The 12,202-nt window shown below is 53.3% G+C and carries 12 protein-coding genes; all 12 read right to left on the minus strand.

The window, feature by feature from the left end; translation table 11 throughout:
* Window positions 1-11 precede the first annotated feature (11 nt).
* The 12 genes from rpsU to Psch_RS03850 all read right to left on the minus strand — a co-directional run bounded on the left by rpsU (window position 12) and on the right by Psch_RS03850 (window position 12,060).
* A complete protein-coding gene (gene rpsU / locus Psch_RS03795; protein ID WP_134218515.1) occupies window positions 12-188 on the minus strand; it encodes a 30S ribosomal protein S21 in 177 nt (58 codons plus the stop codon).
* A 184-nt stretch (window positions 189-372) separates the two neighbouring features.
* Window positions 373-717 carry a histidine triad nucleotide-binding protein gene (locus tag Psch_RS03800; protein WP_134218514.1) on the minus strand — a complete coding sequence of 115 codons (345 nt, stop codon included), beginning with the start codon at window positions 715-717 and terminating at the stop codon, window positions 373-375.
* Window positions 718-792: 75 nt separating this feature from the next.
* Window positions 793-2,109, minus strand: coding sequence for a tRNA (N(6)-L-threonylcarbamoyladenosine(37)-C(2))-methylthiotransferase MtaB (mtaB, locus tag Psch_RS03805; protein WP_134218513.1), 1,317 nt, complete (start codon window positions 2,107-2,109; stop codon window positions 793-795).
* Window positions 2,102-2,857, minus strand: a complete 756-nt coding sequence (locus Psch_RS03810) for a 16S rRNA (uracil(1498)-N(3))-methyltransferase (protein WP_190239177.1) — start codon at window positions 2,855-2,857, stop codon at window positions 2,102-2,104. The genes mtaB and Psch_RS03810 overlap by 8 nt, the downstream gene beginning before the upstream one ends.
* Before the next feature lie 37 nt (window positions 2,858-2,894).
* Window positions 2,895-3,821: a 50S ribosomal protein L11 methyltransferase gene (gene prmA, locus Psch_RS03815; RefSeq protein WP_190239178.1), complete on the minus strand. Its 927-nt coding sequence runs from the start codon at window positions 3,819-3,821 to the stop codon at window positions 2,895-2,897.
* A 213-nt stretch (window positions 3,822-4,034) separates the two neighbouring features.
* The gene (gene dnaJ / locus Psch_RS03820) at window positions 4,035-5,168 is read right to left on the minus strand and encodes a molecular chaperone DnaJ (RefSeq protein ID WP_190239179.1); all 1,134 of its coding nucleotides are present in this window, start codon (window positions 5,166-5,168) and stop codon (window positions 4,035-4,037) included.
* 131 nt (window positions 5,169-5,299) lie between these two features.
* Window positions 5,300-7,141 carry a molecular chaperone DnaK gene (gene dnaK / locus Psch_RS03825; RefSeq protein WP_190239180.1) on the minus strand — a complete coding sequence of 614 codons (1,842 nt, stop codon included), beginning with the start codon at window positions 7,139-7,141 and terminating at the stop codon, window positions 5,300-5,302.
* Between the two features lie 34 nt (window positions 7,142-7,175).
* On the minus strand, window positions 7,176-7,796 hold the full coding sequence (gene grpE, locus Psch_RS03830) for a nucleotide exchange factor GrpE (RefSeq protein WP_190239181.1): 621 nt from the start codon (window positions 7,794-7,796) through the stop codon (window positions 7,176-7,178).
* An 8-nt stretch (window positions 7,797-7,804) separates the two neighbouring features.
* The gene (locus Psch_RS03835) at window positions 7,805-9,376 is read right to left on the minus strand and encodes a TCP-1/cpn60 chaperonin family protein (RefSeq protein WP_190239182.1); all 1,572 of its coding nucleotides are present in this window, start codon (window positions 9,374-9,376) and stop codon (window positions 7,805-7,807) included.
* Window positions 9,377-9,389: 13 nt separating this feature from the next.
* On the minus strand, window positions 9,390-10,436 hold the full coding sequence (gene hrcA, locus Psch_RS03840) for a heat-inducible transcriptional repressor HrcA (protein WP_190239183.1): 1,047 nt from the start codon (window positions 10,434-10,436) through the stop codon (window positions 9,390-9,392).
* A 158-nt stretch (window positions 10,437-10,594) separates the two neighbouring features.
* On the minus strand, window positions 10,595-11,731 hold the full coding sequence (gene hemW, locus Psch_RS03845) for a radical SAM family heme chaperone HemW (protein ID WP_190239184.1): 1,137 nt from the start codon (window positions 11,729-11,731) through the stop codon (window positions 10,595-10,597).
* Between the two features lie 110 nt (window positions 11,732-11,841).
* Complete coding sequence (locus Psch_RS03850) at window positions 11,842-12,060, minus strand: hypothetical protein (protein WP_190239185.1); 219 nt, start codon at window positions 12,058-12,060, stop codon at window positions 11,842-11,844.
* Window positions 12,061-12,202 lie beyond the last annotated feature (142 nt).

Consider the following 12,202-nt stretch of genomic DNA (forward strand, 5'->3'; position numbering starts at 1 on the left):
TTGTGTTTTTTTCAGTGAAATTTCCGTTTCCTTGCCGCTTCAGACTTTTTCTTCCTTTTTACGCTGGGTTTTTCGTAATGTTCATGTTTCCTGGCCTCTGCAAGTACACCGGCTTTTTGACAGGTGCGCTTGAAACGCCGGAGGGCACTGTCCAATGTTTCATTTTTACCCACTTTCACTTCCGCCACTAACTTTCCCTCCCTCCGCTAAAACCATAAAGCCGAAATCTATCTAATAGTCAAGCTGCTCTCCCATTGTACAAATACCATGTTATTATACAACAGGTTTTAGCCAGGAGTCAACCGCTACAATTGACTACAATGACCTTGAATAAGCATTTCAGTACAAACATGTTGGTTTGGCCTGCGCGTCCTACCCTGGCGGCCAGTTTAAAGGCCTTCCTGCCAGCAGGTGGTAGTGGATATGCATAACCGTTTGCTGGGCATCACGGCCACAGTTATTCACCAGGCGAAAGCCCTCCTCCGCTAAACCCATTTTAACAGCCAACCGGGCAGCTGTTAACTGAATCTGTCCCATCAGGAAGGTGTCCTTTTCATCCATATCCGCCAGAGCCGGAATGTGCTTTTTGGGAATAATGATAAGGTGGACGGGAGCCATGGGATTGATATCTTTAAAAACTAGTACCTGTTCGTCTTCATAGGCGATCTCGGCCGGTATTTCCTTTTTGATTATCTTGCAAAAAAGGCAGTCCTGCATGTTTTCCACCTCCTCCCACCTGGGAATAACTTCTCTAGAACTTTAATTCAACACAATTTTGGTAATTCCTCCACCTCAGCGAGCGATAATTTTACCTGTTAGGTGGTTCTCCTCTAATCCCTCAATCTTAACCCTGACTACTTGGCCCGACAGGTTTTCATCACCGGGGAAAACGGTCCTGACATAATTGTCGGTCAGCCCTTCGTATAAGCCGTATGAATCCGGCAAGCTCCGTTCGACCAGCACAGGCAGGTCCATCCCAACCAGTGATGAGGCAAACCGGGCAGCCATTTTTTCGCCCAGCCGGATCAGTCTATGACTGCGCTGGTCGCTTGTTGGCGGGTCTACCTGATCCGGGTAGGCAGCAGCCGGGGTTCCCCGGCGCGGGGAATACTTAAAGACATGCAGTCTGCTGTAGGCTATTTTTTCGACGAACCTGTATGTATTCATAAAATCCACTTCCCGCTCACCCGGGAAGCCCACTATAACATCAGTGGTAAGGCCCAGGTTGGGGATATTCTCCCTTAAAACCTCCACCAGGCGCAAATACTCCCAGGTATTATAGCGCCTGCCCATCCGTTCCAGTATTTGATCGTCGCCGGACTGCAGGGGTACGTGCAGGTGCCGGCAAAACTTGTCCGAACCGGCCAGCACTTCAACCAAGTCCAGGGTAATATCATTGGGTTCTATGGAGCTGAGACGCAGCCTCAACAGGCCCGGTATATCACTAAGGCTGCGGAGCAAAGCGGACAGTGTGTGCTCCCCACCCAGGTCCCGTCCATAAGCGCCGGTGTGAATGCCGGTAAGAACAATTTCTGTAAAGCCCGCTTCCACCAGCTGCCGCGCTGTTTTCAGGACGTTCTCCGGTTTCCTGCTGCGCAGCGGACCTCTGGCCACAGGTACGATACAGTAGGTGCAGCAATTGTCGCAGCCTTCCTGAATTTTCAGAAAAGCACGGGCCCGCCCGCTTAGGGGGATGGAAGAAAACTCTTCAAACTGGTCGCTTGCATTATAAGCGCTCACAGCCGCTAGAGGCTTTCCGCCCTTAACGGCGTTTTTTACCAGTTCTACAATCCTGGAGCGCTCCCTTGTTCCCACGATCAGGTCGACACCAGGAATTTTCATAACCTCGCCGGTTGAGGTCTGGGCGTAGCACCCGGTAACTACTACCAGCGCAGCGGGGTTCCTTCTGGCGGCTCGGCGTATTAACTGCCTGGATTTACGGTCACTCAGGTGGGTCACGGTACAAGTGTTGATAATGTATAAATCAGCCTCGTCCTCAAAATCCACGATCTTATAGCCCTGATCCTGGAAAAGCCCGGCCAGGGCGGCTGACTCATACTGATTTACCTTGCAGCCAAGGGTAGCTATACCCACCCGTTTTTCATCCATCCAGTTTCCCCCCCAAATCACCACACTGGTATAGTATTATCGCAAGCACGGCCAGGCCGGCGGTTTCTGTCCGTAAAATACGAGGTCCCAGTGTCACCGGTCTGACACCATGCGAGCGGGCCAGCTCCACCTCTGCAGGGGTAAAACCGCCTTCCGGGCCGATGAAAACATAGATATCCCCCCAGGGTCCACTTACCCCCAGGACTTTTTTAAGCGATTCCTGGTTTTCTTCCTCCCAGGGGATCACTGCGGCAGTGTTGTCAGGCATGCCTGCCAGAGCTTCTTCCCACCCTGCCGGTGGCAATACTTCCGGAACATCAGGCCGGCGGCACTGCTTGGCGGCTTCACGGGCTATACGCTGCCATCGCTCGAGACGACACAGCGGCTTGTCCCCCGCCAACTTAACAACCGACCTGTCGCAGATTAGCGGGATTAGCCTGCATACTCCCAATTCGGTGGCTTTCTGAACGATCAAGTCCATCTTATCATTCTTGGGCAAGCCCTGGACAAGGGTAATCCGGAGCGCAGGCGCACCCCCGGCATTACTTTCCGAAACAACAGCGCAGACTACTGATTCCCGGCCGGCCTGTTCGATCACAGCCTCATAGACCATACCCCGCCCGTCAAGGACGGTCAGGGTGTCTCCCGGCTCGAGACGCAGTACCTTTACAATATGTACAACATCCGGCCCGGTTATAGTGACCCGGCCTGCCTTGACCTGTTCAGGAGAAACAAAAAAACGGGGCATCGTAAAAACTCCATAAGCTTTTTTCAATTTAAAATTATCAAGGATTGGCTTTTGCTACTAAAGCGACCCAGCCGCCGTCCTCCGACTGTTCAACAACAGAGAGCCCGGCTGACTCCAAAGCGGCGATAACTTCAGGACCGCGCTCGCTGATAATGCCTGAGGCAATGAATATGCCGCCGGGAACCAGGGTTTTTGATACATCTACAGCGAGGCCGGCGATTATGCCGGCAATAATATTGGCAACAATCAGGCCGGCCTTGCCCTCTATGCTGGACAACAAATCTCCCTGTATAACTTTTACACGACCGGCAACCCCGTTACGTTCAATATTAGCTAGCGCGGTACGGCAGGCTACAGGATCATGGTCAACTGCAACAACCCGCCCGGACCCAAGCAATGCTGACGCTATGGCCAGGATACCTGAGCCGGTACCGACGTCGTAAACGGTTGCGCCGTCCTGAACATACTTCTCCAGCAGTTTGAGACAGAGGGCTGTGGTCGGGTGGGCGCCGCACCCGAAGGCCATCCCCGGGTCCATATCGATGACCAACTCACCGGCGACAACAGGATAATCCTCCCAGGACGGCTTTACAACCAGCCGCTGCCCCACATGCACGGGCTTGTAATAGGCTTTCCAGCAATTCGCCCAGTCTTCCTCCGCAACACGGCATGTACGCAATTCAGGAGCTGGAGTAAGCTCCAGGCTGTTTAAGGCAGCCCTAAGCGCTTCCAACCGCCCGGCCAATTCAGCGCCGGAAGCCAAGTACCCCTTGACCACAGGACGTCTTTCACCAGGCGACGGCGTCTCGACGCCCCACTCGTCGGGTTCTGCTGCCGCAGCATAACGAAGAATAACGGCGGGATCCTCGATAACAACCCCGCCTGTTCCCATATCTTGAAAAATATCAGCAACCAATTCCACCCCTTCGGGTGGAACCTGCACAGCCACTTCCAACCAATCCAAACGTAACTCTCCTATTCTGTGGTCAGGCGTAGGGCGTAAGGCGTTGGACGTAAATTATACTGCATTCCTTCCAGGTCTTTTATACACCTGAGCCGACGTCAAAAGAAACAGGTTCTTTTCTACGCCTTACGCCTTGCGACCTACGACATCAATTAAACTAAGAAAATCTAAAACCACATGAGTATCTTTATTTGAAAGAATTCACACAATCAACTACCCCATAAACGCGTCTCTCATTTTTCCAAAGAAGCCTTTGTCGGCGCCTGTTGCGGAAGCTTGCGGGTTGTCTGCGCCCAAGCGGGCAAATTCCCTCAATAATTCTTTTTGCTTCTCGGTCAGCTTGCCTGGCGTCACCACTTTGACCAGCACATGCTGGTCACCGCGTCCATAGCCGTTGACGTGCGGGACGCCCTTGCCCTTAATCCGGAAAACAGTGCCCGACTGGGTTCCCTCCGGTATTTTAAGCCTTTCATTCCCTTCCAGGGTAGGGACCTCCAACTCGTCGCCCAGGGCTGCCTGGGTAAAAGAAACAGGGACTTCGCAGATCAGGTCATCGCCTTCCCGCTTGAAAACACGATGGGGCTTGACATGGATGTAGACATAGAGGTCACCGGGCGGCCCGCCCTTTGCCCCGGCTTCACCTTCACCGGACAGACGCAGCCGCGATCCGTTATCCACCCCGGGCGGCACCTTGACTTTGATGCTCCGGGTCTTGCGGACCTGGCCCTCTCCACGGCAGGTCGGGCATGGCTTGTCAACAATCTTGCCGGCGCCGCGGCAGCGGTCACAGGTACGGGACTGGACAATACGTCCAAAAGGAGTACTCTGGGTAAACTGCATCTGTCCGGTGCCGGCGCAGGCCAGGCAGGTCTTGGGCTTGCTGCCGGGGGCCGCGCCATTTCCACCGCAGGTGCCGCAGGTCTCGGTGCGGGGCACCTTGATTTCACGCTCCAGCCCGAAGGCAGCCTCTTTCAAGTTCAGCTCCAGGTCAGCCCTGATGTCGTTGCCCCTTTCGGGGCCGCTACGCCGCCTGCCGCCGCCACCACCGAAGAACATCTCAAAAATGTCCCCGAGGCCGCCAAAATCACCAAAGCCCTCAAAACCACCAAAGCCCTGTCCGTCAGCCCCGGCATGGCCAAAACGGTCATAGCCGGCCCTTTTTTCCGGGTCGCTTAAAACAACATAGGCCTCACTGATTTCCTTGAATTTGGCCTCGGCTTCTTCCTTATTGCCGGGATTGGCATCGGGGTGATGCTGGCGCGCCAGCTTGCGGTATGCTTTTTTAATCTCATCCGCAGACGCATTTTTGGATACGCCCAGGACCTCGTAATAATCTCGTTTTGCCATCTGCACCACCTCTTCTAACTACAACAAAGGAAAGGGGAACCGTAATTCCCCTTAACAAAGGTTACTTTCGGGTTTATTAGTTTGAAATACAAATCCATTCTACCATAAATGAGACAATATTTTTAGGGGGGTTATTTATCCTCTTTTACTTCGAAGTCAGCGTCAACAACATTATCTTTAGGCTCCCGGGCGGCTGTGCCTTCCTGACCTCCACCGGCTGCGCCGTCACCCCCCGGCTGTCCGGTTTTTTGATACATGGCCGAGGTCAGTTCGTACAGCGGCCCGGTCAGCGCTTCCAGCTTAGCCTTGATGTCATCAATATTATTGCCTTTAAGCGCTTCTTTGAGGTCATCGGCAGCCTTCTGCAGCTTTTCAATAGAAGCCGCGTCGGCCTTATCCTTGAAGTCCTTGATGGATTTTTCCGCCTGGTAAACCATGCTGTCGGCCTGGTTGCGGGTATCGATCTCTTCCTTGCGCCTGGCATCCTCGGCGGCATGTATTTCTGCCTCTTTGACCATATTATTGATTTCCTGGTCGTTGAGTTTGGTAGAAGCAGTGATGGTCATGCTTTGTTCCTTGCCGGTGCCCATGTCCTTGGCCGAGACATTGACGATACCGTTGACGTCGATGTCAAATTTGACCTCGATTTGCGGCACTCCCCTGGGAGCGGGTGGAATACCGGTCAGGGTAAAGCGGCCCAGCGTCTTGTTGTCCGCAGCCATCGAGCGCTCGCCCTGCAGCACGTGGATTTCCACAGTGGTCTGGCCATCCGCGGCAGTGGAAAAGATCTGGCTTTTTGAGGTTGGAATGGTGGTGTTGCGCTCAATCAACCTGGTAGAAACACCGCCCAGGGTCTCAATGCCCAGGGACAGCGGAGTCACATCAAGCAACAGCACATCTTTGACCTCACCGGCCAGGACCCCGGCCTGGATCGCCGCGCCAACGGCAACACACTCGTCCGGGTTGATGCCCTTGTGCGCTTCCTTGCCCAGGAACTTACGGATGGCTTCCTGGACGGCGGGAATCCTGGTTGAGCCGCCAACCAGCAAGATTTTGTGGATATCCTTGGGCTGCAGCCCGGCGTCTGAAAGAGCCTGGCGGGTCGGCCCCATGGTCTTTTCAACCAGGTCTGCCGTCATTTCCTCAAACTTGGCTCTGGAAAGAGTTATGTCTAAATGCTTCGGCCCGCTGGCGTCCGCAGAGATAAACGGCAGGTTGATATTGCTGGTGGCTACCCCGGAAAGCTCTATCTTTGCTTTTTCGGCAGCTTCCTTGAGGCGCTGCATGGCCATTCTGTCGTTGCGCAGGTCAATCCCCGTATCTTTTTTGAACTCGGTCGCAAGGTAGTCGATTACCCTCTGGTCAAAGTCATCTCCACCCAGGCGGTTGTTGCCGCTGGTAGCTTTAACTTCAAAGACTCCGTCTCCCAGTTCAAGGATAGATACGTCGAAGGTGCCGCCGCCCAGGTCGAAAACCAAAACAGTCTGTTCGTCTTCCTTATCCAGGCCGTAGGCCAGGGCTGCGGCCGTAGGCTCATTGATAATACGTAAAACTTCCAAGCCCGCTATTTTACCGGCGTCCTTGGTGGCCTGACGTTGTGAGTCACTGAAATAGGCCGGCACCGTGATAACCGCCTTATCCACCTTTCCACCCAGGTAGGCTTCCGCGTCAGCCTTGAGTTTCTGCAAAATCATGGCGGATATTTCCTGTGGCGTGTAATTCTTGCCGTCAATATTTTCTTTGTGATCGGAGCCCATGTGGCGTTTAATCGAACTGATAGTGCGATCCGGGTTGCTGACGGCCTGCCTTTTCGCTACCTGCCCGACCAGCCTTTCACCGGTTTTTGAAAATCCCACCACAGAAGGGGTGGTCCTGGCGCCTTCCGCATTGGGAATAACAACCGCTTCGCCGCCTTCCATTACAGCAACGCAGGAGTTGGTGGTACCCAGGTCTATTCCGATAACCTTAGACATTGTATTCTACCTCCTAGAATCTGTTTCCAAATTATTATAAAGCTACAGCAACTTTAACCATGGACGGCCGGATTACTTTTTCTCTCAGGGAATAACCCCGGCGGAACTCTTCAACAACTGTATTGGCAGGGTGCTCACCGGAATCGTCCTGGGCCACCGCCTCGTGCCTGGTAGGATCAAAAGGTTCCCCAACTGCCTGGATGGGGGTGACACCTTCGGTTGCCAGCACATCCAACAGCTGCTTGTAAATCATCTCCACCCCAGCTTTAAAGCCCTCTATCGAGTCACCCTCCGCCGCCAAAGCCAGACCGAAGTTGTCAAGCACCGGCAGGAGAGCGACCACCAGCTGCTCAGAGGCATATTTATAGTAATCATCCTTTTCCTGCCTGGTGCGACGCCGAAAATTTTCAAAGTCGGCCTGCAAACGAAGCAGCCGGTCATAATAATCTTGTGCCCGTGTCGTCTGTTCGGCCAATAACCTTTGCAGTTCGGCCGGATCACTGCCCGCAGCAGGAACCCCTTCCGCTTCCGCTTCCTGGTGCCCGTTATCCTCTACCGCGCTTGTTGTGGGATCTTTCTCCATAACACTTTGCTCTTTTCCCTCGTCGGAAATTTCCTGAACATCTTTCTCTTTCTTTTCATCTTTTACCAACATTGTTCACCTCACAGACCAGACAAGCTGGAATCTTTTGGCTTGAAGTCTTCTTCCCGTTTCTTAATTATAGTATCGATTCTTAAGATTGCCTCGGCCACCTCACCGGCGGCCTTAAGCGCGTATATTTTTACTTCGGCCGGATCGACAATACCCATTTCCAGCATGTCGGCTACCTGCCCGCTGTCACAGTCGACGGCCAGAGAATTTTTTCCTGTTTCAACTTGTGCGGCAATCACATCCCCCAGTTTTTCCAGGGGATTGAAACCAGCATTGGCGATAATCTGGGACATAGGACGCTTGAGCGCCTCCACCACACAGTCCACCCCGTACGCCGCCATGCCGCGGATACCTTCCCGCACTTTTTCCACCTCGCGGGCTACCGCAAGTTCCAGCGAGCCGCCGCCAGGCACCACCCCGCCCCTGACCGCCGACTGCACGGAGGCAGACGCGTCCTTGGCGATACGCTCACGCTCGCCAACCACCTCGGAAGTAGCGGCGCCTACCAGCACAGTGGCCATCGGCTTGCCTCTTCCTCCCTGGACCCAGACCTGTTCAAGTTTTTCGTCGTTATAGACCCGGTCTGCGAATCCAAGGTATTTTAGGAGTTCCTCTGTAGTTCTTTTCAGCCCGGTCCGCTTGATCATCCTGGCTCCCGTATGTTCGGCGGCCTTACGCAGTTCCTTGTTGGCCACCCGCTGGACCACCATAACGCCTGCGTCCGTTAAAATCTCCTCAGCCGCATCGTTTACGCCGCGGTCGGCCAGTACCAGTCCCACTCCCAGGCTGGTAATTTTTTGGACGTTTTCCTTGAATTCGGCCTGCAGCTGCAGGTAACGCGCAAACCCGGACTCGGTCCCGAGGGCTTCCTCATCAATTTCCTCCGGCTCCAAGGCGTCGTCGATAATCAAGACCTTGACCTCACCCAGTTCCCCGGGCATCTGGCGGTTCATCCGCTCCTTATTAATAATTACGCCCATGAAAACCTGGTTTAAAGCGCCCTCTTCAGCTACAACGGTATCTGAAAACTTAAAAGAACTGTCCTTTAGCTTCTCCTCCCCAATCAACACCGCGGCCCGCTTCACCAGGTCGGCAATGTCCTCGTGGCCGCGGCCCGAAACGAGCGCCACCTGGCGCACAAACTGGTCATGCACCCCGTTGATCTGTTGAGCCTGACTCTCCATCACTGCCAGCGCCTTCTTTAGCCCCACGCGCATCCCCTCAATGACTCGCGCGACAGGGACTCCCTTTATAACCTGCTCCACTCCGAAGCCGACCAGGGCGCCGGCCATCACCGTAGCCGTGGTTGTCCCGTCGCCGACTTCCTCCTGCTGTGCCTTGGCTATGTTGATGAGCATTCTGGCAGCAGGGTGGTTGGCCTCCATCAAGGTCAGGATGGTAACCCCGTCGTTGGTGATCACGACCTCGCCGAATTTATCAACCAGCATCGTGTCCAGTCCTTTGGGACCCAAAGTCCCCTCGACGGCGCTGGTTATAGCCCGGATGGCGTTGGAATTGGTCAGCAAAGCGGCCAGCCTCTCGTCCACCTCGGCCCCCTGAGTCGCTTCCTTTTTCAAGCTCAAATACGGTACCCCCTCACTTTCCCATGCCCTTCATCATGCGCTCCAGAGCTTGTGAAAGGTTCTTGGTCATAAAATCAACTACACTGATTACTTTGGCATACTCCATCCTGGTCGGCCCCAGCACTCCCATGGAGCCCATCTTCCGGCCCGCTACCGAGTAGGCGGCTGTGACCATGCTGCACTCCTTGATTTCCTTGTTCTTTATCTCACCGCCAATGCGCACGGTAACGCCCACATCCTGCTCCTCACCGGTCATTAACCCGTAAAGAAGCTTTTCTTGCTCCAGGATGCTGAGCAGGGTCTTAACCTTTTCCACGTTGTGGAATTCTGGTTGGTTTAACATATTAAATACCCCGCCCAGGTAAATTTTATCCTCGGATTTCATGGTCAGGCTGTCTTCTAACAGCTCCATGGCAAGGTCGAGAATATGTTTGTGCCTGGCCAGTTCAAAATAAATTTCCTTTACCAAAGTAAGCTTGATGTTTTCATTGGTAAGACCCCGCAGCTTGGCGTTTAAAATCCGGGATATGGTTTCCATGTCATCAGTGCTGATGCTTTCAGGAATATCAATCAACCTGTGGTGCAGAGTTCCGTTGTCCATTACCACCACAACCATGGCCTGGGTAGGGTTCATCGAAACCAGCTGGATATGCTTAAACCGGCTGGTACCAATGCTTGGGGTAAGCACCATGGCGGTATAATGGGTGAGTTGTGAGAGAAGTTGGCCCGTTTTCTGTATAACCTGGCCGATATCTTTCACCTTGATGTCAAACTCACTGCGAATTAGATCTTCCTCTTCCGCTGATAAGTCGTGCTTTTGCATCAAATAGTCCACGTAGTAGCGGTAGCCCTGCTCGGAGGGCACTCGCCCCGCGGAAGTATGAGGTTGTTCAATATAACCCTGCTCTTCTAAATCAGCCATTTCGTTACGAATGGTGGCAGGGCTGACGCCAAGCCTGAACTTTTTAGCTATGGTGCGGGAACCAACGGGTTCAGCGGTAGCAATATAATCGTGAACGATGGCCAGAAGCACCTTTTGCTTGCGGTCATCCATTTTCATGCATTACCCCCCCCTTTTGTTAGCACTCTAACCTGCTGAGTGCTAAAAACCCGCTAAATAAAAAATAGCACCAACTCCATCCACTTGTCAAGGAATATAGCGCAAAAGCATTCAATAATTCATATAACCCGGTCGTTTAACACGCCTTCCCGCTGAAATCACACAAATTCCAGGAATACCCGGTTGGCCAGGGGAAGCCCCCTTTCGGTCAGCCTGAAATAATCCCCGTCAATCTCAGTAAGCCCGTCCTTTGTAAGCCTCTTAATTTCAGACCGGTAGACATCCTCCAAGCGCCGGCCAAAACGCTGCCGGAAGGCCGCCAGGCTAACCCCCTGCAAAAGCCTCAAACCCAGGAACATGGTCTCCGACATTTCAGTTTCCACGGTAAGGGTTTCCCTGTCGGCAACCCTGAGTTCTCCCCGCCGGAGCCTGGACCGGTACTTTTCCGGCTCGCGTTCGTTGGCAAAACGTTCCCCCCGGAAGCAGGAGTGGGCAGCCGGTCCCAGCCCCAGGTAGGGCCGGTTTAGCCAGTAAACCAGGTTGTGAACACACTCGCGCCCGGGCCTGGCAAAATTGGAGATTTCGTAGTGATGATAACCGCTCTTTTTTAGTGAAATTATGGCGGTGTGGTACATGGATAGTTCCAGTTCTTCCGGACAAGCCCTCATATCACCAATGGCAACTGAACGCTCCAGAGGAGTTCCCTCCTCCAGTTGCAAGCCGTAAGCTGCAACATGCTCCGGTTCAAAAGCTACTGTCCGGTCGAGCGTTTCCTGCCAAACCGCGAGGGTCTGGCCCGGTATACCGTAAATCAAATCGATATTAATGTTGTCAAAACCGGCCTGCCTGGCCAGCCGCACCGCGGCGCCCGCCTGCGCGGCGTTGTGGACACGGCCAAGCGTCTTTAGTAAACCGTCTGCCAGGGACTGCACCCCGATACTGAGGCGGTTTACCCCTGTCCGCCTTAATTCGTAAAGACCTCCGGCATCAATAGTACCCGGATTGGCCTCAACCGTAATCTCACAATCCGGTGTCAGGCGAAAAATTGACCTTATATATTTAAGAATCTCCCTCAGGTCTCCCACGGGCAAGCAGGTGGGCGTGCCACCCCCGATAAAAAGGCTGGATATTTCTTTCTCAACTTCGTCCAGGAAAGATCCGTATAGCTGGATTTCTCTGATCAGCGCTGCCAAGTAGTCCTTTGCCGCTGTCCGGCTGTAGGGGTAAGAGATGAAATCGCAGTAACGGCACTTTTTAAGGCAAAAAGGCACATGAATATACAGACCTATTGCCATGCTCCGCCCCCTTACCGTGAAAATAAAGCCCGGCTTACTAAGAAGCCGCCCAAAAGAATGTGGGTGAGAATTTCGTATGCAACAAAAGTGAAATAACCCGGTTTTTCCAATCAGGCCAGATTCTTCAGCGCATCTAACAACGAGCGCTTTTTCATATCGTCCTGAAGCCGGACTTTAACCTCCTGCCACACCTCACCGCACCTGTCGGTGTTGCTCTTGCCAACTATCGACCTTATGGCCAAATCTATTTGCTTGCGCTCTTCCTTAGTTTTTGGCTCAATACCCAGTTCACCCAGAACCGGCTTCAGATGTCGAAGGTAGCAGCTCATAAAATGATTCCTCCTTAGTTACGGTGGTTAAGAATAGCTGAGTATGAATAAACTCGCAACCTGTGCTTAGTACGGGTCGTAAGGCGTAGGGCGTAGGACATAGATGAATCCTGCATTTCTAAGAGGTCTGTATATGATATTA

Source organism: Pelotomaculum schinkii (assembly GCF_004369205.1).
Classification (GTDB): domain Bacteria; phylum Bacillota; class Desulfotomaculia; order Desulfotomaculales; family Pelotomaculaceae; genus Pelotomaculum_C; species Pelotomaculum_C schinkii.